The sequence below is a fragment of the Rhizobium sp. 05L419 genome (genome assembly GCF_056397845.1).
Genome location: NZ_JBFTOF010000005.1, coordinates 290,914 through 313,295, shown reverse-complemented (window position 1 = coordinate 313,295; position 22,382 = coordinate 290,914). Strand labels below are relative to the sequence as shown.

The 22,382-nt window shown below is 62.0% G+C and carries 28 protein-coding genes, 1 tRNA gene and 1 riboswitch; of the genes, 16 read left to right on the top strand and 13 right to left on the bottom strand.

Translation table 11 applies throughout. The features are described 5' to 3' along the window. Positions 1-77 precede the first annotated feature (77 nt). Entirely contained in the window at positions 78-1,928 is a 1,851-nt protein-coding gene (locus AC1DMK_RS09375; protein WP_477858563.1) for a TPR end-of-group domain-containing protein, read from the bottom strand. Between the two features lie 204 nt (positions 1,929-2,132). Here AC1DMK_RS09375 and AC1DMK_RS09370 point away from each other — a divergent pair, with 204 nt between their 5' ends. The 5 genes from AC1DMK_RS09370 to AC1DMK_RS09350 all read left to right on the top strand — a co-directional run bounded on the left by AC1DMK_RS09370 (position 2,133) and on the right by AC1DMK_RS09350 (position 7,304). Next, positions 2,133-3,170, top strand: coding sequence for an ABC transporter substrate-binding protein (locus tag AC1DMK_RS09370; protein WP_477858561.1), 1,038 nt, complete (start codon positions 2,133-2,135; stop codon positions 3,168-3,170). A gap of 126 nt (positions 3,171-3,296) precedes the next feature. Next, complete coding sequence (locus tag AC1DMK_RS09365; protein WP_477858559.1) at positions 3,297-3,689, top strand: response regulator; 393 nt, start codon at positions 3,297-3,299, stop codon at positions 3,687-3,689. A 653-nt stretch (positions 3,690-4,342) separates the two neighbouring features. Beyond that, positions 4,343-5,287, top strand: coding sequence for a Bug family tripartite tricarboxylate transporter substrate binding protein (locus AC1DMK_RS09360; protein ID WP_477858557.1), 945 nt, complete (start codon positions 4,343-4,345; stop codon positions 5,285-5,287). Next, positions 5,284-5,775, top strand: coding sequence for a tripartite tricarboxylate transporter TctB family protein (locus AC1DMK_RS09355; RefSeq protein ID WP_477858555.1), 492 nt, complete (start codon positions 5,284-5,286; stop codon positions 5,773-5,775). Before AC1DMK_RS09360 ends, AC1DMK_RS09355 begins: the two co-directional genes overlap by 4 nt. 11 nt (positions 5,776-5,786) lie before the next feature. Beyond that, positions 5,787-7,304 (top strand): tripartite tricarboxylate transporter permease, encoded by a 1,518-nt coding sequence (locus AC1DMK_RS09350; RefSeq protein ID WP_477858553.1) that lies wholly within the window; start codon positions 5,787-5,789, stop codon positions 7,302-7,304. 300 nt (positions 7,305-7,604) lie between these two features. On the opposite strand, the gene AC1DMK_RS09345 is transcribed toward AC1DMK_RS09350, so the two are convergent. Then, the gene (locus AC1DMK_RS09345; RefSeq protein WP_477858551.1) at positions 7,605-8,000 is read right to left on the bottom strand and encodes an Ohr family peroxiredoxin; all 396 of its coding nucleotides are present in this window, start codon (positions 7,998-8,000) and stop codon (positions 7,605-7,607) included. A gap of 241 nt (positions 8,001-8,241) precedes the next feature. Between AC1DMK_RS09345 and AC1DMK_RS09340 the strand changes: the two genes are divergently transcribed. After that, positions 8,242-8,409, top strand: a complete 168-nt coding sequence (locus AC1DMK_RS09340; protein ID WP_477858549.1) for a hypothetical protein — start codon at positions 8,242-8,244, stop codon at positions 8,407-8,409. Between the two features lie 135 nt (positions 8,410-8,544). On the opposite strand, the gene AC1DMK_RS09335 is transcribed toward AC1DMK_RS09340, so the two are convergent. Continuing rightward, the gene (locus AC1DMK_RS09335; RefSeq protein ID WP_477858547.1) at positions 8,545-9,636 is read right to left on the bottom strand and encodes a DUF475 domain-containing protein; all 1,092 of its coding nucleotides are present in this window, start codon (positions 9,634-9,636) and stop codon (positions 8,545-8,547) included. 347 nt (positions 9,637-9,983) lie between these two features. Between AC1DMK_RS09335 and AC1DMK_RS09330 the strand changes: the two genes are divergently transcribed. Both AC1DMK_RS09330 and AC1DMK_RS09325 read left to right on the top strand, forming a co-directional pair. Beyond that, positions 9,984-10,256, top strand: a complete 273-nt coding sequence (locus AC1DMK_RS09330; RefSeq protein WP_477858545.1) for a hypothetical protein — start codon at positions 9,984-9,986, stop codon at positions 10,254-10,256. A 14-nt stretch (positions 10,257-10,270) separates the two neighbouring features. Continuing rightward, entirely contained in the window at positions 10,271-10,492 is a 222-nt protein-coding gene (locus AC1DMK_RS09325; protein WP_477858543.1) for a hypothetical protein, read from the top strand. Here the strand turns inward: AC1DMK_RS09325 and AC1DMK_RS09320 are convergent. Next, positions 10,489-11,052: a dual specificity protein phosphatase family protein gene (locus AC1DMK_RS09320; RefSeq protein WP_477858541.1), complete on the bottom strand. Its 564-nt coding sequence runs from the start codon at positions 11,050-11,052 to the stop codon at positions 10,489-10,491. The genes AC1DMK_RS09325 and AC1DMK_RS09320 overlap by 4 nt on opposite strands. Before the next feature lie 227 nt (positions 11,053-11,279). On the opposite strand from AC1DMK_RS09320, the gene AC1DMK_RS09315 reads away from it, so the two are divergent. Then, positions 11,280-11,975, top strand: a complete 696-nt coding sequence (locus AC1DMK_RS09315; protein WP_477858539.1) for a hypothetical protein — start codon at positions 11,280-11,282, stop codon at positions 11,973-11,975. Further along, entirely contained in the window at positions 11,963-12,118 is a 156-nt protein-coding gene (locus AC1DMK_RS09310) for a hypothetical protein (RefSeq protein WP_477858537.1), read from the top strand. Before AC1DMK_RS09315 ends, AC1DMK_RS09310 begins: the two co-directional genes overlap by 13 nt. Positions 12,119-12,251: 133 nt before the next feature. Here AC1DMK_RS09310 and AC1DMK_RS09305 read toward each other — a convergent pair whose 3' ends face one another. Beyond that, positions 12,252-12,737, bottom strand: a complete 486-nt coding sequence (locus tag AC1DMK_RS09305; protein WP_477858535.1) for a hypothetical protein — start codon at positions 12,735-12,737, stop codon at positions 12,252-12,254. Between the two features lie 202 nt (positions 12,738-12,939). Continuing rightward, positions 12,940-13,182: riboswitch (cobalamin riboswitch) on the top strand. A gap of 251 nt (positions 13,183-13,433) precedes the next feature. On the opposite strand from AC1DMK_RS09305, the gene AC1DMK_RS09300 reads away from it, so the two are divergent. The 3 genes from AC1DMK_RS09300 to AC1DMK_RS09290 are packed head-to-tail and all read left to right on the top strand — an operon-like array spanning position 13,434 to position 16,248. Further along, entirely contained in the window at positions 13,434-14,450 is a 1,017-nt protein-coding gene (locus AC1DMK_RS09300) for an ABC transporter substrate-binding protein (RefSeq protein WP_477858534.1), read from the top strand. Then, positions 14,447-15,487, top strand: coding sequence for a FecCD family ABC transporter permease (locus AC1DMK_RS09295; RefSeq protein WP_477858532.1), 1,041 nt, complete (start codon positions 14,447-14,449; stop codon positions 15,485-15,487). The genes AC1DMK_RS09300 and AC1DMK_RS09295 overlap by 4 nt, the downstream gene beginning before the upstream one ends. Next, complete coding sequence (locus AC1DMK_RS09290; protein ID WP_477858530.1) at positions 15,484-16,248, top strand: ABC transporter ATP-binding protein; 765 nt, start codon at positions 15,484-15,486, stop codon at positions 16,246-16,248. The genes AC1DMK_RS09295 and AC1DMK_RS09290 overlap by 4 nt, the downstream gene beginning before the upstream one ends. 211 nt (positions 16,249-16,459) lie before the next feature. On the opposite strand, the gene AC1DMK_RS09285 is transcribed toward AC1DMK_RS09290, so the two are convergent. The 8 genes from AC1DMK_RS09285 to cpdR1 all read right to left on the bottom strand — a co-directional run bounded on the left by AC1DMK_RS09285 (position 16,460) and on the right by cpdR1 (position 19,635). After that, positions 16,460-16,705 (bottom strand): hypothetical protein, encoded by a 246-nt coding sequence (locus tag AC1DMK_RS09285; RefSeq protein WP_477858528.1) that lies wholly within the window; start codon positions 16,703-16,705, stop codon positions 16,460-16,462. Between the two features lie 38 nt (positions 16,706-16,743). Beyond that, on the bottom strand, positions 16,744-16,890 hold the full coding sequence (locus AC1DMK_RS09280; protein ID WP_477858527.1) for a hypothetical protein: 147 nt from the start codon (positions 16,888-16,890) through the stop codon (positions 16,744-16,746). Between the two features lie 9 nt (positions 16,891-16,899). Further along, positions 16,900-17,976 carry a nucleotidyltransferase family protein gene (locus tag AC1DMK_RS09275; protein WP_477858526.1) on the bottom strand — a complete coding sequence of 359 codons (1,077 nt, stop codon included), beginning with the start codon at positions 17,974-17,976 and terminating at the stop codon, positions 16,900-16,902. A gap of 194 nt (positions 17,977-18,170) precedes the next feature. Further along, entirely contained in the window at positions 18,171-18,437 is a 267-nt protein-coding gene (locus AC1DMK_RS09270; protein ID WP_477858524.1) for a hypothetical protein, read from the bottom strand. 36 nt (positions 18,438-18,473) lie between these two features. Further along, positions 18,474-18,689: a tyrosine-type recombinase/integrase gene (locus AC1DMK_RS09265; RefSeq protein WP_477858522.1), complete on the bottom strand. Its 216-nt coding sequence runs from the start codon at positions 18,687-18,689 to the stop codon at positions 18,474-18,476. After that, complete coding sequence (locus AC1DMK_RS09260) at positions 18,634-18,954, bottom strand: hypothetical protein (protein ID WP_477858602.1); 321 nt, start codon at positions 18,952-18,954, stop codon at positions 18,634-18,636. Before AC1DMK_RS09260 ends, AC1DMK_RS09265 begins: the two co-directional genes overlap by 56 nt. A gap of 160 nt (positions 18,955-19,114) precedes the next feature. Beyond that, positions 19,115-19,189, bottom strand: a tRNA-Val gene (locus AC1DMK_RS09255). An 83-nt stretch (positions 19,190-19,272) separates the two neighbouring features. Continuing rightward, the gene (gene cpdR1, locus AC1DMK_RS09250) at positions 19,273-19,635 is read right to left on the bottom strand and encodes a response regulator CpdR1 (RefSeq protein ID WP_003542883.1); all 363 of its coding nucleotides are present in this window, start codon (positions 19,633-19,635) and stop codon (positions 19,273-19,275) included. A 189-nt stretch (positions 19,636-19,824) separates the two neighbouring features. Here cpdR1 and AC1DMK_RS09245 point away from each other — a divergent pair, with 189 nt between their 5' ends. The 3 genes from AC1DMK_RS09245 (at position 19,825) to AC1DMK_RS09235 (ending at position 22,284) form a co-directional block, all read left to right on the top strand. Beyond that, the gene (locus tag AC1DMK_RS09245; protein WP_037069526.1) at positions 19,825-20,706 is read left to right on the top strand and encodes an N-formylglutamate amidohydrolase; all 882 of its coding nucleotides are present in this window, start codon (positions 19,825-19,827) and stop codon (positions 20,704-20,706) included. Positions 20,707-20,947: 241 nt separating this feature from the next. Then, positions 20,948-21,721 carry a histidinol-phosphatase gene (gene hisN / locus AC1DMK_RS09240; protein WP_477858520.1) on the top strand — a complete coding sequence of 258 codons (774 nt, stop codon included), beginning with the start codon at positions 20,948-20,950 and terminating at the stop codon, positions 21,719-21,721. 62 nt (positions 21,722-21,783) lie between these two features. Further along, a complete protein-coding gene (locus AC1DMK_RS09235) occupies positions 21,784-22,284 on the top strand; it encodes a GNAT family N-acetyltransferase (RefSeq protein WP_477858518.1) in 501 nt (166 codons plus the stop codon). Positions 22,285-22,382 lie beyond the last annotated feature (98 nt).

Below are 22,382 nucleotides of genomic sequence, written 5' to 3'. Positions count from 1 at the left end.
CTTGATTTTCGGTGCAGATTACAGGGCGGCGGAAACGCTGTCACCGTCCGTTGTCTGCGGACAGGGCCGCAAGGCCTCTACTGTTGCGCGATGGCCGCCATCAGCCTGTCGAAACGCGGGTCGGAGCGGATGTTGTCGAGGTCGGAATCGTTGGTGAACCAGCCGAGCTGGTAGGACGAACTGTTCGGCACCAGGCGCTCGAGAAGATAGATGGCGTGGTCTACGTCGCCGAGAACGGCGTGAACGCAGACGGCATTGTAGCGCGTGATGACATCGTTCGGGTCCATGGCAAGCGCCCGCGTGATCCAGGATAGCGCGCGGCTCCGGTCTCCGAGCTGCGCGTAAGCCAGCGCTGCGCGGTGGACGGGTGCAGAATTGCCGGGGTTCTGCTCGGACGCCCGCTCGGAACGGGCAATGCCTTCGATTGCCCATTTTCGCCTCTCCTCCACGCGGCCGAGCGAGCGGCAGGCAGCCGCCAAAAGGATCGGGGAGACGTAGTCGTCGGCATAGATGGATGCGGCGCGCTCGAAATAGACGATTGCCTGCTCGAACTGTCCTCGCTTGAAAAGCCGGTGGGCGAAATGGAAATTCGCCTCGAAAAGATTGGGATCCAGCGCAAGCGCCCGCTCGAAATACGGATCGGCCTCATTGTCCTGCCCATTGTGATGCAGGGCTATGGCCCGCGCCGCGTGGGCTTCGGCAAGGTCGGGATCCAGCGTCAGTGCCTTGGCGCTCATTTCGAGAATCTCCTGGATCGGCAACTCGGCTGCATACCAGACGTGAAGGGCAGAATCGCAATCGGCAATCCCCGCATAGGCGCGGGCATAGTCCGGGTCCAGTTCGATGGCTTTCGAGAACATCCGTCTTGCCAGGCTCAGGTAGGACATCGTCATCGAGCGGGCGAATTTGCGTCCGCGGAGGTAGTAGGTATACGCCTCGACATTGCTGGTCGGCTCGGTTTCGATCGCCCGTATTTCTTCCGGCCTGAGCTTGATTTTCAGCTGACCGACGATGGCGTGGGCAATTTCGTCCTGGATCGCGAAGATATCGGTCAGGTCCCGGTCGTAGCGATCTGCCCAGAGGTGATCTTCGTTTCCGGCGTCGATCATCTGCGCGCTGATCCTGACGCGGTCCCCCGATTTGCGCACGCTGCCCTGCAAAACGTAGCGCACCGAAAGCTCGCGGGCGATGTGGCCAATCTTCGCGTGCCGGCCCTTGTAGGCGAATGTCGTGTTGCGCGGCGTCACCAGGAGGCCGGAGACTTTCGACAGGTCGGTGATGATGTCTTCCGTCAGTCCGTCGGAGAAATATTCCTGATCGGGGTCGCCGCTCATGTTGGTAAAGGGCAGCACCACGATCGACTGCTGGTCGGGAATGCCAGCGCTGGCAGGCGACCCGGCTATCTCCGCAGGCTGATCGAAGCGCACGGCGTAGACGCGAACAGGGTGCTGCATGTTCTTCAGCGATTGCTGGCCGCGGTCCTCAAAATGCAGACCCAGCCGCGTGCCGATCTGATCGCAGACGGTCTGCGAGACGGCGATGCCGCCGGGCTCGGCCACTGCCTCCAGCCGTGCCGCAAGGTTCACTCCGTCTCCGAAGATGTCGCCGTTCTCGACAATGACGTCTCCAAGATTGATGCCGATCCGCAACTGGATGCGGCGCTCCTGCGCGATACCTTCGCTTCGTTGCGCCATGGCGCGCTGGATTTCGACGGCGCAGGCGACCGCGTTGACGACACTTGCGAATTCCGCCAGCAGCCCATCGCCGAGGAGCTTCACCAGCCGGCCGCTGTGCTTGATGATCGCGGGTTCCAGCAGTTCGCTGCGATGACGGTTGACGGCTGCCAGCGTTCCCGCTTCATCGACGCCCATCATCCTGGAGTAACCGACAACGTCGGCGGCGAGAATGGCGGTCAGTCGTCGCTCCAATGCATCCTCCGCGGTAGGTTTGATAGACTTTAGCGGTTTTGGCGGGCTTTGTCCTGCGTCGCCGATACGTCTTTGGAGGGCGTGTCGCAGTCGCGGCGCTGTCTGCCGGTCCCTTGTGCCGGTCCCTTGTGCCGGTCCCTTGTGCCGGTCTTCGCCGTCATGCATTCTAGGCGGATGAGGAGACTGACTTTACTTGCACTTTTGATGCTTTGCCCGGGCATTGCGCTCGCGGACGAAGTATTTTTTCCAGCGAAATCGGCCAACCCGAATGCGCCCGTGCTGGTGGTCTATTCGTCGCTCGACGAGCCGTTGGCGCAGCCGATGATTCGGGGATTTCAGGATGCGAACCCCGATGTGGCGGTCAAATACGAGGACATGCTCACCGGCGAGATCTATGATCGCATCGTCAGGGAAACCGATGCCGGGCAGCGAACGGCGGATTTTGCTTTTTCCTCGGCCATGGACCTGCAGGTGAAGCTCTCCAATGACGGCTACGCGCAGCCGAGCGACTTGCCGATGAGCGGGCGCTGGCCGAAATGGGCGAACTGGCGCAACACCGCCTATGCGTTGACCTTCGAGCCGGCGGTCTTCGTCTACCACAAGCCGAGTTTCGTCAGCGAGCCGCCGCCGAGTACGCGGGCCGAGTTCGTCGACTACCTGAAGCGCAAGGGGGACGCCGTGCACGGGCGCATCGGCACCTACGACATCGAGCGATCGGGCGTCGGCTTCCTGTTCATGGCGCGAGACCAGGAGCAGTTCGGCGATATCTGGTCAGTCATCGGAGCGATGGGAGCGGCGGGGGTGAAGCTCTATTCGACAAGCTCGGCCATTCTTGAGCGCGTGGCCGACGGACGTTTCGTGCTGGGCTACAATATTCTTGGCTCCTACGCCGCCGATTGGGCAAAACGGCACCCTGATGTCGGCATCGTGCTGCCGAAGGACTATACCGTGGTGATGTCGCGGATCGGTCTGGTGCCGCAGGCCGCAGCCGACCCGGAGCTCGGGCGCCGCTACCTCTCGTTTTTCATGTCGAAGGAGGGGCAGACCATCATGGCGCGCGAATTGCAGATCCCGGCCGTCAGCCCCGAGGTGACCGGCGAGAACACGGCCAATACCATGCAGGAACTGCTGGGCGCACAGTTGCGGCCGGTGCCGGTGAGCCCCGGCCTGATGGTCTATCTCGATCAGGTCAAGCGTGCCCGGCTGATTGCACGCTGGAACGAAGTGCTGCGCACGCAGTGACAGATGACGTCAGAGGAGGCCCGCCGCCTCTCGACTAGATTTTTCGACGCCGGGGAACCAACGTCGGGGATAGCCGTTTCCCGTACTCGCGCAGAAGAGCGCTTGATCGAGACGGGCAATTTCCGCATGAAAGTTCTCATTGTCGAAGACGAGTTGCTCATCGCGCTCGATCTTGAATCCATCGTTCAGGCTCTTGGGCACGAGGTGATTGGTCCGGCACGCAACTTCCATGAGGCCATCGAGCTTGCACGGGAGGCCGAGGTGGCGCTGGTCGACGTGCACCTTGCCGATGGCATCACGGGTCCCTCGATCGCAAAGTGCCTGGCCAGTGCCTACGGAGTGACTGTCGTTTTCATGACCGGCAATCCGGAAATGGTTCGCGACAGCGGCAGTGCGGTGGGCGTCGTCTCGAAGCCGTACTGGCCGGCAAAGGTATCCGAAGCCCTCGAATACGCCGCGGCGGTTCGGCGGGGTTATCCTTCGGCATCCCCACATTTTCTCACGCCCCTTGCTTCCTGAACGAGAGCTCGCCGCCGATGCGATCCGACGACGCGCTTCACGCTTCGGATCCCGGCCGTCGTGTCAAAGAGCCAGGCAGCCGCCGAGTAATCAGGCAGCCTCGGCAACCCCGTCTTCGTGGCGCTTAGCGGAAAAGGCACGGCCGCTGCCCGTTCGCTAGCAGCTCCTGTTTCGTCGCAAACGATCCGAACAGGGTCAGGAGGCGCTTCTCCTTGCCTTGTCCAATCTGTGGCGTCGCGCGAAATCCCGCACGCTCCATACGTCCCGCAGACGGTCATTGTCATTTATCTGGATATCGAGAGGAGCACTCACAGCGCCATCTCCCTCATTCAGACCCGAAACGCCGACGGCGCAATCAGGTTTCAGCGATGGCGTTTTTATTTCGCAGCACGCGGCAGGGTCACGGCAGGCCATGTCACATCCGCCAAATGCGGCAAAAAGGTGCCGGCGTTACTGGATAACCGGCGGATGTCAGCTAAATGACAGCTTATTGTGGTCCGTTTCGCATAACTTCTGGTCCGTGGAGGCGGAGAGCAGAAGTTTCGGGAGGAATTTCACTTGTTTTATCGGACCTCGAGTCCGTCTGCGGTGTGCCTTCCCGATTCCATCGAGAACAATTGCGCGGTCCTCAGCCGTGCCATGGAGGACACACTATGAAGCACACTTTCCTTGCGACCATTTTTGCAGCCGCGATCGCGCTGCCGGCTTATGCGGGCGACTACACCATCATGGCGCCGGCAGCGCCGGGCGGCGGCTGGGACCAGACGGCACGCTCGCTACAGGCCGTCATGCAGAAGGAAGGCATCGGCGGCAACGTTCAGGTTCAGAACGTTCCGGGCGCGGGCGGTACCATCGGCCTGGCGCAGTTCGCCAGCCAGAACAGCGGCAATCAGAATGCGTTGATCGTCGGCGGCTATGTCATGGTCGGCGCGATCCTCACCAACCAGTCGCCCGTCACACTGAAGGACGTCACGCCGATCGCCCGCCTTACCGGCGAATATGAAGCCATCGTCGTCCCGACTGCGTCCGACATCAAGACGATGGGCGATCTTGTCGCCAAACTGAAGCAGGACCCGGGCTCGGTCTCCTGGGGCGGCGGTTCGGCGGGGGGCACTGACCATATCGCGGTCGGCCTGATCGCCAAGGCTTCCGGCGTCGATCCGACGAAGATCAACTACGTCGCCTTCTCCGGCGGCGGCGAAGCGCTTGCAGCCATTCTCGGGGGACAGGTCACGGCTGGCATCTCAGGCTACGGCGAGTTCGAGTCACAGGTAAAGGCCGGCCAGCTTCGTCTGCTCGCGGTCTCCAGCGACAAGCGCATCGACGGCGTTGACGCCCCGACGCTGAAGGAAGCCGGCGTCGATGTCAGCGTGCAGAACTGGCGGATGATTGCCGCGGCACCCGGCCTGACGCCCGAGCAGACGGCTGCCGTGACTGCGGATTTCGACAAGCTGTCGAAGTCCGCAAGCTGGCAGGAAATCCTGAAGACCAAGGGCTGGGCCGACACCTACCTTGCCGGCGACGCCTTCAAGGCGCAGCTTGAGAAGGATGTTTCGGCGACCGAAGGCATCCTCAAAGAGATCGGACTTGTTCAATGAGCCAGGGTAGCGCACCCTTGGCAACGAAGCGTCGCCCGGATTGGGCGGCGCTGGTCATTGCCATCTGTCTTTTCGTTGTTGCTGCGGTGATGCTCTGGGACGCGACGCATCTCAAGACGATCGCGCAATATGCCCGTATCGGACCGGCCACCGCACCCAAGGCCGTTGCCATCGGGCTGATCGGCCTTGGGATCTGGACGGTCTTTGAGGCCTTTCGCGGCGAGTTCCCGGAGCGCGAACATCAGGAAATCGCTCCAGTCGTCTGGGTCATCGCCGGCCTTGCCGCGCAGATGCTGCTTCTGAAGACCGCCGGTTTCTCGATTGCGACCGGCATCCTATTCGCCTTCACCGCGCGCGGGTTCGGCCGCCGCAAGCTCTGGTTCTCGATCCCCTTCGGCATCGTCTTCAGCTTCGTCGTCTGGGCCATCTTCTCGCAGCTGCTGCAGCTCACCCTGCCAGCGGGGCCGCTTGAAAGACTCTTCTTCTAGGATTGGATGCGATGAGCACCTTCGAATTCCTCTTCCAGGGCATCCTGGTCGCCATGCAGCCGATGAACCTGCTTTATGCCTTCGTCGGCGTCACCCTCGGTACGGCCGTCGGCGTCCTGCCGGGCATCGGTCCGGCGTTGACAGTGGCCCTTCTCCTGCCCGTGACCTACCAGCTCGACCCGGCCGGTTCGCTGATCATGTTTGCCGGCATCTATTACGGTGGCATGTACGGCGGATCGACGACCTCGATCCTGCTCAACACGCCGGGCGAAAGCGCTTCTATCGTCACCGCGCTCGAGGGCAACAAGATGGCGCGTGCGGGCCGCGGCGGCCCGGCGTTGGCAACGGCGGCGATCGGCTCGTTCGTGGCGGGTCTGATCGCAACCTTGGGGCTTGCCTTCATCGCGCCCTTCATCGTCAAGCTGGCGCTGGTCTTCGGGCCGCGCGAGTATTTTGCGCTGATGGTTCTCGCCTTCGTCACCGTCTCCTCGGCATTCGGGGATTCGGCGTTGCGTGGGCTCACCTCGCTGTTCATCGGCTTTGCGCTCGCCATGGTCGGCATCGACCAGCAGACCGGGCAGGCACGGCTTTCCTTCGGCGTTCCCGATCTTCTCGACGGCGTTGAAGTGACGACGCTCGCGGTTGCCATGTTCGCGATCGGCGAGACGCTTTACATCGCAGCCCAGGGCCATCGCATCGAAGACAAGATCGAGGCGGTCAAGGGTTCGCTGTGGATGACGGCCGAGGACTGGTCGCGCTCGTGGAAGCCCTGGCTGCGCGGCACGCTGATCGGCTTTCCGATCGGCGCGATGCCGGCGGGCGGCGCCGAGATCGGCACCTTCCTCTCCTATGCCACCGAAAAGCGGCTGGCGAAGAACCCCGAAGAGTTCGGCCACGGCGCCATCGAAGGCGTGGCCGGTCCGGAAGCTGCCAACAACGCCTCGGCGGCCGGCACCCTGGTGCCGCTGCTGACGCTCGGCCTGCCGACGACGGCGACGGCGGCGATCATGCTTGCCGGCTTCCAGCAATACGGCCTGCAGCCCGGTCCGCTGCTTTTTGCGACCAATCCGCAGCTCGTCTGGGGCCTGATCGCCAGCCTGCTCATCGCCAATGCGATGCTGCTCGTGCTAAACCTGCCGATGATCGGCCTCTGGGTGCGTCTGCTGACGATCCCGAAGCCCTGGCTCTATGCCGGTATTTTGCTGTTCGCGACGCTGGGCACCATCGGCGCCAACCCCTCGGTGTTCGAGCTCGGCATGCTGCTCGCCTTCGGCATCCTCGGCTACATCATGCGCCTGTTCGGCTACCCGATCGCTCCGGCGGTCGTCGGCCTGATCCTCGGGCCGCTTGCCGAGCAGCAGTTGCGCCGGGCGCTGGCGATCAGCCAGGGTGACGTGACGACGCTGGTGATGTCGCCGATCGCCGCAGGCTTGCTGATTGTGGCCGCCGCAGCGTTCCTGATCCCGCTGATCCTCAGAATCCGCGGTCGCGGCCAGGTTCTCTCGCAATTGGCGGCCAACGAAGACTAAACAAAAAGACTATGCGAACCCACAGCTTGCGGCCGGCGATGGAGACATCTGCCGGCCGTTTTCCGTCTGGTCGATGGGCGAAATGGCGCCTAGGTGGCCGCTTTGCTTTGGCAGGCAACCCTGTGCCCAACCAGGACCAGTGGGCGAATTCCAGGCCTGTTCCTTGCGATGGACGATTGATGGCCGGTGAAGTCCCAGACCTGCGCACGGAATGCTCCGAGACTTTCGGCAGCGAAATGCCGCCAATTTGGAGCGGCAACTGTGCGCCATCTCCAGACATCGTACCAGGCTGGGCGCCGTTCAGACGAGGTTGGTCGCAACATGGATGTTGCCGTGGGTAGCCTTGGAGTACGGGCAGATGCCGTGTGCCGCGTCGAGCAGCTCACGCGCAACTTCAGGGTCGACGCCCGGCACGCTGACGTTGAGGCGCGCCCGCAGGAAGTAGGAGCCATCATCGACGTTCAGATCGATCTCAGCATCGATCGCAATCCCCGCCGAAAGCTTGATGTTTCTCTGGGCGGCGGCGGCCTCGATCGCTCCCATGTAACAGGCCGACCAAGCCGCGCCGAATAGGTTTTCGGCAGCCGGGTGCGGCTGCTTCAACTTGATGTCCAGCTGGCCGTCGCTGCTGCGTGCTGCGCCGTCGCGACCGTTCGTATTGTGGGTCTTGCCAGTGAAGAGAACTTTCTCAGTCATAACGCAGTCCTTTCTGATGTCATTAAGACGCATCCGATTGTACCACCACTCGCCCCTGACCTTCGCACGGGAAAGGGAATGGTCTGAGGGGGGCACAAGGGGAAGTCGGGGGCGCCAGCTAGCGCGCTTCTCTCAGTGGTTCGCATGTTCTTGCATGGCAGGGCTGAATTTCCGTCGCTTGTGATCACGCCTGCGCAGGCACACATGTGAGCAGTCAATCATAAAGCAGGAGAGAAAGAAAATGTCCTTCCGCCAGGCTATTCGCGACGGCTTGCTTGGTCGCGCCTTTGCGATGATCGGTGCTGCCAATGCCGTCAGTGCGACMATTGAATCCGGCCGTCACCCGAAGCATCGCGATCTGCGCGAACTCGGCATCGACCCGAGCATGTTCGCCAAAATCAACCACTGACGCCTCGCGCCTGAACAGGCGATATGGTCGCCGGCCTGTCAGATCGCCAGATACGAATTAGCCCGCAACCGGATGGTCGCGGGCTTTATTTTTGACGGGAGGCAAGCCACAGCCTGTGCTGCGGCTTCATGGGCGTCAGGACTGCAGCTGTTCTTGTGTCGCGGCGTGTTCCTCGGCCTGTTCCTTCCGGTTGTGGCGGATGGAGGACCATAGCGAGATGCCGATCAGCGTTGCGCCGCCAAGGCCGGTGATGACCTCGGGGATATGCACCATCGTCTGAACATACATGATCACCGAGAGGATCAGGATGGCATAGAAGGCGCCGTGCTCGAGATAGCGGTATTCGGCAAGCGTTCCTTTTTCCACCAGCATGATGGTCATCGAGCGCACGTACATGGCGCCGATGCCGAGACCGATGGCGATGACGAAGAGGTTCTGCGTCAGTGCGAAGGCGCCGATGACGCCGTCGAAGGAGAAGCTGGCGTCGAGCACTTCGAGATAGATGAAGGCGCCGAGGCCACCCTTGGCGGCAGCGCTCATCGTCTGCTGCGAGGCATCGAGCAGACCGCCGACAACCTCGACAGCGAGGAAGGTCAGCAGGCCGTAGATGGCGCAGTGGACGAAGGTGGTGGCATCCTCCGCTTCAAGGAACGAGGAGAAGACCAGCACGAGCGCCAGTACGAGCGCGATTTCGATGCCCTTGATGGTGGCGGAGCGCGCCATCAGCTTTTCCAGCCCGGCGATCCAGTGGACGTCCTTCTCGTGATTGAAGAAGTAGTTGAGGCCGACCATCATCAGGAAGGTGCCGCCGAAGGCGGCGATCGGCAGGTGCGCGTCGTTCATGATGCGGGCGTATTCGGCAGGTTCCCGTGCCGCGAGCACAAGCGCCTCCCAAGGGCCGATCTTGGCTGCGATCGCGACGATCGCCAGCGGGAAGACGATGCGCATGCCAAAGACGGCGATGACGATGCCCCAGGTCAGGAACCGGTGTTGCCAGGCCGGCGTCATTTCCTTGAGCTTGTTGGCGTTGACGATGGCGTTGTCGAAGGAGAGCGAAATCTCCAGCACGGCAAGGACCGTACACACGAAGAAGACGGTGGCCATGCCGCCGATCGTGCCGGTGGTCTGCCAGCCGAGGGCGGCCCCCAGGATCAGGCCGAGGACGGTGACGATGAAGGCCCAGCGGAAATAGCTGAGCGAGGATTTTTGGGTGGAGGTTGGGTTCATGGCCTCACCTCGCAGCCAGAAACGCTGTTTGGATACGGGGATACGCAGGAGAAACGCGACATACCACAACGGGCATGCGCGTGAGGCATGGTGTGCTTTTTCATAGGAAAAAATCCGCCGGCTCATTTGCAGGCGGTACCGACATCACGAGAGCGCCGCAAAAACTCTCGCCAGAGGGGCCCGGCACCAGGTTGCCCCGTCAGCCGATGTCTGAGGCCGCGGGATGAGGCAAAGGTAGTGAACTTCCGCTGCCAGTCAAGGCTGGGCGGTCGGCGGCAGAGCGCTTTTCTTTGGAACCATCGAGGCCTTCAAGTCGTTGGGGTTGGGTTGAGTTGAAAAGGAGGCCCATGATGCACACTTCGACCCACGTTCCCGACAAACGCACCGAAGCGCCGGACCGAATGAAAAAGGCACGGCCGAACCGCATGAAAATGGCGCAGGTGATGCCGCCGCATCAGGTTGATCTGACGTTGCCGCCTGGCGTGCTTCACGACGTCCATGTCCCCGCCCATGTGAGCGGTGCAGACCTGTCGCGCGGCGGCCCACAGCCTGCCGCAGACGAGGATGGAACGATTGCGAAAGCCCAGCCGCTGACACGGGCCGCTGGCGTTGGCCAATGATTGGCGAGAGACACATGAAGACAGATTTGGTGCCGCAGGACGTATACATGAAACACGAGAACGAGTGGCAGGCGCTACGCCAGGCTGCCGAAAACCGGATCGATATCGGATCGAGAGATCAGATGGGTCATATCAACGCTCCGGCCCTCAAGCCGGCTCGGCAGCAGAGGTTCCAAGCCATATCGAGCAGTCCCGTCTCGTCGCGGCCGCTCGGCTTTCGATCATCCGGTGATTAGAAACCGATGGTTTCCTCGAATTCATCCCAGGAACGGTAGACCGCATAACGGCTGAAACCGGGTATCGCGAAATGCCCGAAATAGGGGCTCAGTTGAAATTCGGCGAATGCCTCGCTGCGCTTGCTAACTGCCCCTACATAGATTGCCGCCGCCAGGCCGGTGCGGTTTGCGCCGTGTTCGCAGTGGATGAGAAGCGGTTTCGGCGCGTCGGCCATCAGCTGGGCCAGCCGGGTTGCTTCCTCGACCGGCAGATCGTTGGACGAAGAGATCGGAAAATCAATCAGTGTTATGCCGTTTCTCGCCGCTGCCTGTGCCTCCTGCTCGTACCAGTCCGTCCGTTTCTCGTCGCGCAGGTTGAGGATCGCCTTGATGCCGTAGGTATTGGCATAGGTCTGGATGTCGGACCCACTCGGTTGTGCGGAGCGGTAGAGCTCACCTGGGATGACTTCGTGAAAATTGCCGGACAGCTGTTCAACTCCGGCATGCGCAAGGACCAGCAAGCCGGCTGCGCCGACGAGCCGGATTGGCCACTTCAGAATTGAAAAAAGCCCGAGTGTCATACTCTCATCCGCAAACCAATTTCGCCTCGCCCCTCACATGGCGCACGCGGGCCTGGCGTGCCAGCGTTTCAAAAACAAATGTTCGTGATGTGTCCTCCCGACACGCCAAATGGCGCGATTGTGTGACGACGGGCTTTTTAAAAAAACTTGCCGGTGCCAAACGGCATTCGCCAACCTTTCCGAAAGGATTGCGCGGCGATAATCCGCCGATCACGGGATTCGGACACATGGCCAAGACAGCGACACGCCGCCGCAAATCATCGACACGGTCAAAAGGCAGGGGAGGCGGAAGCGCTCTCCCCTGGGCCATCATCGGCGCGATCGCCGTTGGCGGCATCGCGGTCTACGACAACTGGAAGAGCGTGAAGCCCATGCTGGCGGCGCATGCCCCCGCGCCCGCCGCCACGCGCCCCGTCACCGTTGCGAAAAGCGAGCCGGCACGCGATGCCGGGCCGAAACAGACCGCCTCGATCTCCGCGGTCTCGCGCGTGCTGCCTCCCGCTGCGATTCCCATCCCGGCAAAGGCGCCGGCCGCACCTGAAAAGGCGGTACCCGTTTCGGTTTCCCCGGCACAGACGCAGGCCGCGAAGGCGGCATTCGGCTATTGCGGACAGGGCGAGCACATCAACTGCGTCGCCGATGGTGGCACCTTCTGGTACAAGGGCGAGAAGATCGTCATTGCCGATATCGTCAGCCCGGGCATCGACGATGCGCGCTGCGACGGTGAAAGACGTATCGGCTTTGCCGCCAAACTGCGGCTCTTGAACATCCTCAATGCCGGATCCTTCGCGATGAACCCGGCCGGGCAGCCTGGCAAGGCCGGAGCGCCGCGCGTCATCTCCCGCGACGGGCGGTCGATCGGCGTGCAGCTCATCGACGAAGGCCTCGCCCGCAAGCCGGGCAGCGGCGCGTGGTGCGCTTGATCAGCCGCCTGATGGCGCAGCTGCTGTCGCGCATCGAACGCGATGGCCTCGTCCAGCGGCTCCCCGATCCCAAGGACGGACGGAGCCGCCTGATCACCCTGACAGAGCAGGCAGAGGAGCGCCTTCCCGGCGCGCAATCCTGATGGAAGGCAACCGGCAGGCATTGTCGGGCTTCACGGACGAGGAAGTCGACACGCTTCTGAAGCGGCTGAACCAGAATCTGGACGCCAACGCGGGCGATCCGACGGCGGGGTAGGCATCCGTATCCCGTTGACGCTACTTCTGCTTCGGCGACTTGCCGTTGGTGCGGAAGTTGCCGGCAAAGGCGGTATCGGCGCTCTTGGCCGTGCATTCGATGGCGACCGGCTTACCGCCGTAGGGGTTGCCCATCGTGCAGGTGCCCGTCACCTTCACCTGGCCGGTCATCTTCTGACCGACGCCGGTGACGACGAGGCTGAGGGGCAGGCTGACGTTGCCGGCGGATGCCGGCTTGATCTTCGTGCCGTCGCCCTGGAAACCGAGCATCTTGCCGCCGGAGGTGAAGATCAAGGTGACCTGGCCGTTGATCAGCGTCACGCTGGCGATTTCGCCCTGGCACTCCTTCGTCGCATCGACCTTGCCGACCACGAGCTTGGCGCATTTGCCGGCAAGCGTCAGCGCGCCCGGCGCGCCGGGGAAATTCTGGGGTGCGGCATTGGCCGTCGAAGCAAGCGCCGTTGCAAACAGCAAAGCCGTGGCCAGAGTTAGCAGTTTCACCTTCATACCTCGCAAGCGGTCCAGTGGCGGCGCGCCGCGAACGGGCGCCTCTCATGAGCAGTGCCATGCCATCCTTCTGTGTCCGAAATTGGTCGAATCAGCGGTCTGGCCGCGTCACTTCTGGCAAGGCTCGATGGAGAATGGAAGCCATGTGGCGTTTTCAGGCTGAACATCATGAGCCGTTCGGCTTGACCTTGTCATACGGCGTGGCTTAACTGCGCCCGACGGTTCCCCGACGATGACTCCGAGGGGATTAATAGGGAACACGGTGCGGACGACCCAACAAGGGACCAAGACCGTGGCTGCCCCCGCAACTGTAAGCGGATTGCCGATCATCCCAGTGGCGCCCTTTTCGGGCGCCATGCCACTGCGTGACACTCGTTTGCGCGGGAAGGCAGATGAGACGCATATATTCGCGAGCCAGGAGACCTGCCGTCGAAGATAGATCCAATCAACCGGGCGGGGATGCCCGGAACAGGAGCGAGCATGATCGATCTCGACATCGGTGCGAACCGCGTGGCCGTCGCCAATCCCAGGCTTGATTGGGCCATCCATCTTTAGCAACGGCTGACGCAAATCTGCGTCCCGACGCATGGACCGAGGTCCGGCGCCGGGCGGCAGCTGCGAACCCGTCTTCACCCTCGCGTTTCCCGCCCGATCGGCGGGCGCGACGCGTTTTCCTCCATTCTACAAAGGCACTCCATGCGTCACATGCTTCAATCGTTCAGTCTCGTCCTTTTCGTCGCCGGGCTGTCGGCTCCCGCCATGGGCGCGACCCAGTATCCTCTCGCGCTTTCCAATTGCGGCCGGACCGTCACCTTCGACAAGGCACCCGGCAGGATCGTTTCGATCGGCCAGGGCATGACCGAAATTCTCCTTTCGCTCGGTCTCAAGGACAATATCGCCGGCACGGCGGTCTGGGTCGGGCCGGTCCTGCCGCAGTTTGCCGCCGACAACCAGACCATCAAGCGTCTCGCCGACAATGACCCGAGTTTTGAATCCGTCGTTGGCCAGGAGCCCGACCTGGTTGCCGCGGAATTCGAGTGGCATGTCGGCCCCCAGGGCTCGGTCGGCAAGCGGGAGCAGTTTTCCGAGCTCGGCATCAACACCTATATCGCGCCCGCCGATTGCGTCGCGAAGGTCAACGCCGATGGTGGAGACGGCGTGCGCAAGGAGCTCTTCACGATGGAGCTGATCTATCGGGAGATCGGCGAACTTGCCGAAATCTTCGACGTCACGGACCGTGGCGACGCGCTGGTTGCAGCCCTGAAGGCGCGCGAGGCGAATGCGGCAGCATCGATTGCCGACGCCGGCGGCAGCAAGCTCCCCGTCGTCTTCTGGTTCTCCAGCAAGGAGGTGAACGGCGACGCCTTCATTGCCGGCAAGAACAGTGCGCCTGCCTATATCCTGAAGGCGATCGGTGCCAGAAACGTCGTGACGAGCGAGGAGGAGTGGCCGCTGGTCGGCTGGGAAACGATCGCCGAGGCCAACCCCGCGATCATCGTGATCGCGACCATGGACCGCCGCCGCTACGCTGCCGATGACCCGGCGGTGAAAATCGACTTCCTCGAAAAGGACCCGGTGACGAGCCAGCTCGAGGCGGTGAAAGGAAGGCGCTTCGTGATGATGGATGCGCAATCGATGAATCCGACGATCCGCACCATCGACGGGATCGAGGGTCTGGCAAAGGGCATCAAGGCCTTCGGGCTGAGGCAGTGAGCTCCGGGATCGCTGTTTGCGGCAGGTGGTGGGTGCTGAGTGCGCTCATTGCCGTCTCTCTGGTCCTTCTCGCCTTCATGATCAGCCTTGCCGTCTCGATCGGCGAGATCGCCATTCCGCTGCCGACCACGGCAATGGCCGTCGCCAACCGGGCTTTCGGCACGGCGTTCGAGCTCAGCCGCATCCATCAGGGCATCGTGTGGGACTACAGGCTGAGCCGCGCACTCGTGGCGGCAAGCGTGGGAGCGGCGCTGGCGCTCTGCGGGGTGATCCTGCAGGCGCTGCTCCGAAACCCGCTGGCGGAGCCCTACGTGCTCGGCATATCGGCCGGCGCCTCGACGGGGGCCGTGGCCGTCATGATCCTGGGGCTCGGCTATGGGGTGCTGACGCTGTCGTCCGGGGCATTTATCGGCGCGGTCATCGCCTTCCTGTTCGTCGCGCTGCTGGCGGCGGGAACGGGCGGGCAGAACGACCGGGTCGTGCTCTCCGGTGTGGCGGGCTCGCAGCTCTTCAATGCGCTGACATCCTATATCGTTACGACATCGGCCAATGCCGAGCAGGCCCGCGGCGTCATGTTCTGGCTGCTCGGCAGTCTTGGCGGCGTGCGCTGGCCGGATGTGTATCTGGCGGCGCCGATCGCCGGCGCCGGCTTTGTCCTATGCATGTTCCATGCCCGAGCGCTCGATGCGTTCGCCTTCGGTGCAGACAGCGCCGCAACGCTCGGCATCCCGGTCCGCAGGGTCCGCATCGTGCTGCTGGGGCTGACCGCGCTGATGACAGCCGCCGTCGTCAGCATCGTCGGCTCCATCGGCTTTGTCGGGCTGGTCGTCCCGCATGCGGCGCGTTTCATCGTCGGTCCCGGACACCTGCGGCTGCTGCCGGCGGCAACGCTGATGGGGGCAATCTTCATGGTCGGGGCAGACATCGTCTCGCGCATCATCATTCCGCAGCAGATCCTGCCGATCGGCGTCGTCACGGCACTGTTCGGCGCACCGGCCTTTGCGGTCATTCTTTACCGCGCGAGGAGCGTGACATGAGCATTTCAGCAAGTGAGGTCCGCTGGTCGGCGGGCAACAGGATGGTGGTCGATGGCGTCAGCATCGAGGTGGCGCCGGGCAGGACGCTCGGGCTGCTCGGTCCGAACGGATCCGGCAAATCCAGCCTGCTCAGGCTGATGTGCGGATTGCGCCATGTAAAGAGCGGTGTCATCCGTCTCGGCGATACCGACATTGCCGGGATGCGGCGCATCGACATCGCGCGGCGCGTCGCCTTCGTCGAACAGCAGACCGGCACCGACGCACAGCTGACTGTCGCCGACGTCGTCCGTCTCGGCAGGACCCCGCATCGCGGGCCGATCGCGCCGTGGGCTGAGGGCGATGAGCTTGCCGTCACCAGTGCGCTTGTGCAGGTCGGCATGGCGGATCGTGCGGCCCAGGCCTGGCATACGCTGTCGGGCGGCGAGCGGCAGCGGGTGCAGATCGCCCGCGCGTTGGCGCAGACCCCGAGCGAACTTCTGCTCGACGAGCCGACCAACCATCTGGACATCCAGCATCAGCTCGAAATCCTCTCGCTGGTTTCCAGGCTGGACGCCACCAGCATCGTGGCACTTCACGACCTCAATCTGGCAGCGATGTTCTGCGACAGTCTCGCCGTTCTTCACCAGGGCAGGGTGGTGGCAGCAGGGGGCCCGGACGAGGTTCTGACCGAGACCCTCATCCGCGACATCTTCGGCGTCGCGGCACGCGTGGCGCGCTCGGATTTTCACGGGCGGTATCACGTGCAGTACCGGATCGAGTGATCGTCAGCGGTCGGGGAAGGAGTTGGCATCTGGCGCAGAGCGGCACTTGCTTGCGCCAGAAAATCAGCTCGCCAAACCCCGAAAGGATCCATCGCCGGCAGACAATCTTTTGGGTTAGTAGAGCTTTTCTGACCTCGGTGACGATCTTATCGCCGACACTGCCGGGGGCGTCGAGCTCCGGCAAGGCTTGCAGCAGCTCATGTTCCTGAGGCTACGGTGTGATCAGAGCGAATGGAGGTGGTGGGCCTTCCGTGCCGAGCAACCGCGCCCCGAATTCGACCTCAAGGCTTTCGATCAGGTGGGTTTCCTCGGCCGTCAGATCGTCCTGGTAGATGAACCGCCAGTTGGCCCGATATAGGCTCCACGCGGTTTCCCGATCGATGGGAGCCGTCTTGCTCCTGTTCCAGCATAGGCTCTCAAGCCCGGGGAAGTCGGCAGGCGCGATTTCTGCTGTCATGTCCCTACTCCTGCTTCCCATAGTTCCTTCTTCTCGATCTAGCAGCAGGCGAGGCATAGCCGACGATCCGGCAGATACTTGTCCTCGCCGTTCACGACTTGCTGGCCGATCTTGAGGACGACTTCCGACGGCTTGCCGCAACGCCGGCAAGGGCCGGGGTCATATGGGGTGTCTTGCCCGGTCATCTGTTCAGATTACCTTTTCACCAGGCTTTCCACCACCTCGGGGCCGAGAACCCTTTCGAGGGCTTTCACCCCGTTCTTGGGCAGTCTCGCTAGGCCGCTGACTATGCCCTCTCTCCACGCACCCCCTCGCTCCCATGCTTCCTGCCAAGCATCGGCCAGCTCGTCGCCGTGGCGCGTCTCCACGAGGGCTTCGAAGAGCAAGGCGGCCTGCGATAGGTCTTTGTCGGCCTTCACGCGTCCCAGCGTGTCTGTGAGCCTTCTGGAGGACACGATGAGTTTGTGGACCGCATACCGCTCGGGGGTGGGGACAAGCACGGTTACGCCTTCACGATGGAGAAGCACCGTGCGGACAGGCTCGTAGATCAGGTAATCGAGGAACCGGAGGTTTTCCGCCGACGCGCCGCCGAGGGCAGGCATGGGCGACGGCTTGCCCGTGTGCTCGTCCGATCCCCGGTTTCCCGTCAGGAATTCCACCCGATAGCCCTTGGCGTTCTGGAAGGCGACCACCTTGGCTTTGTCCGCCTGGTGCGGAACCGCTCGGAATTCGGGATCGACCGACTGGAGGACTTCCAGCACCGGGGGCAGGCTGTCTTCGACCCCGGCCGAGATCGCGAAGTCTTGCGCGAAATCCGCGTCGCCCGTCTGCATTGCCGACGAGGGCAACCGAACGCCGATCATCCCCGCATAGGTACTGAATGCCACCGATCCGATCAGGACAGCCCGCAGCCGGAACAATCCGGCATCAGCGAGGGCCTTCGTGATATCGCCCGCGAACCCGTCGGGACCGGGGAGGCCAGCACGACGAAGCGAGCTTACCATACGCCTCCGCTCTTTGAGGGTGTCCTTGATCTCCTTGTGGGCTTTCACCCGCGCCGTGATTGCTGCGTCGCTGTGTGGGCCGACATAGCTTCGCTTGTCCTTGCCCTCGGGAGTAGGGAGATCAAAATACCAGTAATCGCGGCCCTTCACGGTAACGGTGGCGAACCATCCTTCCAGAGGGAAGTCAGCGAGAAACTGCCCGTCGTGCGTCCGCTGCACCAACTCCGCGAACATCGTCCGATAGCTGATGTCGATCTCTTTCATCATTGGCATCTGTTCCTTCTGGAGTGAGGCGGCTCTCTCGGCGGTAAGCTCGGCCCCACGCCTTGTCCATGCGCTCTTGCCTTCTTTTGAGGAAATCGTCTCAGCTCATTCTCCATCGCCGTTATAAGTGTCTGCCAAGACCTTATAACTCCCTTCGCAGTTGTCAATCCTTCTTGTTATAAGTCCCTGCCAAGACCTTATAACGAAGCCGGAACCCGCCCCCCATCATCCAAAGGTGGGCTGACAGCCGCCGTCGAATTTTTCTTGACCTCGGTGATGTCGACTTCTCCCCTCTCGGCCTCCCCAGCGCCGGTCTGCTCTGGCAATTGGATTTTGATGTTGTCGCGGTGGTCGCCACGCCCGTGCTGAAAAGCGGGATTGTCAAGCATTATAGCGATGGCGGCCAGATATTCGGGTTTGAGTCGCACGACGCCGAGACTGCGAGAAGGCTTGCGGCCATCCACGCCAAAGTGGGTACCGTCGTCGTGCGCGCTTCTAGCTCAGCCCAACTTCGCCAGCACATGCGCTGCCGTCATGTGGGTGTAGCGGAACAGCATCCGGGCATCCTTGTGCCCGCTGATCAGACTCACCTCCGGCACCGACAGGCCCCGCTCGAAGAACCGGCTGATTGCCTTGTGGCGGAGGTCGTGGAAATGGAGGTCATCGAGTGCGCTGCGGCTGGACGACTTGGAGCCGGGCGTCGCGGTATTCGGCAAATGCGGCCCCGTCGATCTGGGCGAGGGACTTGTTGCACCACGGTTGGCGGAGCATCGCGTTGACGATGATCGTCTCGATTTCGCACCCGCGCTTTTTGGGGATGACCTCGTCCCAGTAGCGCTCAAGGATTTTGCTCACGGTGATGCGGGTGAGGGCGCGGGGGTCTGCGGGTAGACCGGTTTGCTCGGCCTCAACCTCGGTGAGCCGTGCCCACGTCTTGGCGTCGTCCAATCGGGTGAATGTTTTGGAGATGAGGGTGTGCAACCCTGAATGCGGACCTGGACCTGAAACTTGCCGTTACGCTTGCGAATTGTCGCCATTGCAAAACCTCGTGCTGTGACCGTGGTGTGACAGCGATGATTTTCTATGGTTTTTGTGGCGACCGCCGCTCCGATAAGTCTTTGACTCAAAGGAGGATTTCGGATGGTGGGCGTGACAGGGATTGAACCTGTGACCCCTACGATGTCAACGTAGTGCTCTCCCGCTGAGCTACACGCCCATCCGATGGCGGCGCATAGACCACAAACCCTTTTTGCCGTCAATAGGCTTTTTTCGGATTTGCGACATGCGCCGTTCGAACCCTTACGCGGCAAGCATTTTGTTCACCTCGTCGACCAGGTCGCGCAGGTGGAAGGGCTTGGAAAGGACCTTCGCATCCTTAGGCGCCTTCGAATCAGGGTTTAGTGCGACGGCTGCGAAACCGGTGATGAACATGACCTTGAGGTCCGGATCGAGTTCGGTCGCACGGCGTGCGAGCTCGATGCCGTCCATCTCGGGCATGACGATATCGGTCAGCAAAAGAGAGAAGGGTTCTTCGCGAAGCCGGTCGTAGGCGCTGGCGCCGTTGTCATAGGACAGCACCTTGTAGCCGGCCTTTTCGAGCGCCTTCACGAGGAAGCGGCGCATGTCGTTGTCGTCTTCTGCAAGAAGTATCTTCTGAGTCATTATCCAGACCGCTGATCCGTGGGAATTTATGCGTGGGGCTTGAGCCATTTACACTAGAGTTCGCCCAGTAAACAACCGGTGAACTGCCCGCGCGAACCGTCATCCCCATGAGATAGTATGGACTTGGAGCCAAGCAACTGGCAACATGGGCGAAGCGGTAGCCTGCTGGCATGGTTAAGAGGGAAAAAGGTGCACGAAATCCCCGAATACGAGCTTTTTGAGATCCGGGAGCCTGTGTCGCATGCAATTCCCTTCGTTTATAACTCCCCCCACAGCGGCCGCATTTATCCACCGGAGTTTATCGCGCAGTCGCGGCTCCAGGGCATTTCGATCCGCCGCTCCGAAGATCACTACGTGGACGAGTTGTTCGCCGAGGCCAGCGCGCTGGGTGCGCCGCTGCTCGTTGCCAATTTTCCGCGGGCCTACCTCGATGTCAATCGCGAGCCCTACGAGCTCGATCCGCGGATGTTTGACGGGTTGTTGCCACCCTACGCAAACGTCAACTCGCTGAGGGTGGCGGGCGGCCTCGGCACGATCCCGCGCATCGTCGCAGAAAACATGGAGATCTACGGCCGGCGCCTTTCGGTGCAAGAGGGCCTCGACCGCATCGAGGCCGTCTACAAGCCCTATCATGCGGCGCTGCGCCGGCTGATTGCCCGCACGCACGTCCAGTTCGGGTTCGGCGTACTGATCGATTGCCACTCGATGCCCGGAAATGTCCGCGTTGCCGGAGCCACTACGCGGCCGGATTTCATCATTGGCGACCGCTACGGCACCAGCGCCTCGGCGGAGCTGTCGCGCACCGCGGTTGGCATCTTCGAGGAAATGGGCTTCGCGGCGATCCGCAACAAACCTTATGCCGGCGGCTTCATCACCGAACATTACGGCCGACCGTCGCGTGGCCTGCACGCGCTGCAGATCGAGGTGAACCGTTCGATCTACGTGGACGAGGTGACGCTGGAGAGGCGCCCCGACTTTGCGCTCGTTGCAGCCGCGATCACGTCGTTCATGCGCCAGATGGCCGACTATGTGGCCAAATTCGCCAGCGATACGGCGCTCGCTGCGGAATAAACTTCCACAACTCAAAAAAAGACCGCCTTGCGGCGGTCCAAGTCTAGGGAGGAAACACCCAAGGAGGGTATCTACAGTCAGAGACTGTATGAAGACACTACTGCTGCATTGCACAATTGTCAAGCAGCATATTGCAGTGCAAAAATATTGGGCAACAGGCTAAAAACTGCCGCTTGCGTTTGCAATGGAACGCATTTCCGTTAAGAAAAACGGCATTGCCTGCCACCGGATGGATTGCACCATGTTTCCTGACCGCTCGTTCTTCAATCGACTTGCCGAAGCCGCAAGGGCAGAGACATTGCCGCGCTTTCGCTCGGGCCTGGATATCGTGAACAAGCAGGCGGGCGGTTTCGATCCGGTGACCGAGGGGGACCGGGCGGCGGAGCTAGCCATCCGCGCTCTGATCGAAGAGCATTTTCCTGACCACGGCATTCTCGGTGAGGAGCATGGCAATATCGGCCTCGATCGCGAATATGTGTGGGTGATCGACCCGATCGACGGCACGCGGGCCTTCATCTCAGGCGTGCCGGTCTGGGGGACGCTGATCGGTCTGCAGCGGAATGGCCACGCGATCATGGGGATGATCGAGCAGCCGTTTACCGGCGAGAGATATTTCGCCGACGGGAGCGGTTCGTTCTACACTGGCCCGGAAGGTGAGCGGCAGCTCAAGGTGCGCGACTGCGGACAGCTTTCCGACGCCATTCTCTTCACGACGTCGCCACACCTCTTTGTGGGGGAGGAGATGGAGAAGTATCGGGAGATCGAAAGCCAGGTACGGCTCTTTCGCTATGGCACGGACTGTTACGCGTACGCGCTTTTGGCGGCCGGCCACATCGACCTCGTGATCGAGAACAGCCTGAAGCCCTACGATGTCGGCGGCATCATCCCGGTCATCGAAAAGGCCGGCGGCATTATCACCACCTGGGACGGCGGGCGACCGGAAAACGGCGGCTCGATCATCGCGGCCGGAAGCCGGGCGGTCTACGAGCAGGCGGTCGCCGTTCTCCGGCGCTAGTGCCTAGAGGGCTGTCGCGGAAGCCCGATCTCCTCGACGGTCGTCAAAGCGCATGGTTGGCCATGGTTCATCTTCTCGTCAGCTATCTGGAACAGGTCGCGCCGCCAGCCGGGCCGATCCTGTCGTCACCGATACCGGGCATACATGTTGCCAAGGAGCAGCTTGAACCGGAGGACTACCTCTCGCTCTACCGGTCCGTCGGTGATCCGTTGCACTGGGACGAGCGACTTCGAATGTCCAAAGAGGAGCTTGGCGCATTTCTTCTCCGGCCTTCGACAGCGCTCTACATTTTACGCGACCATGCGCAGCCCATTGGGCTTTGCGAGTTTGAAGGCACCGGCAAGCAGACTGTCGAGCTGAAGCATTTCGGCTTGATCCCCGATGCGCAGGGTAAACGTCTCGGCCCCTATCTTCTGGATTGGGCCCTGCGGGCGATATGGGCGTGCGAACCGCAGCGCGTCTGGCTCCACACGGACACGTATGACCATCCGAAAGCGAAGGCGACCTACGAGCGAATCGGGTTCAGAATCTTTGCGGAAAGGATCGAGGAGTTTGCTGACTGAACAAGCAGGTCGCTGTGCAGGAAGGCTCCGCCTATCTCGGGAAAGGCAGGCCGCGCGGGCGTGCCGCGTTTGAACAAAGCAGCTCGGCAGTGCCGAAA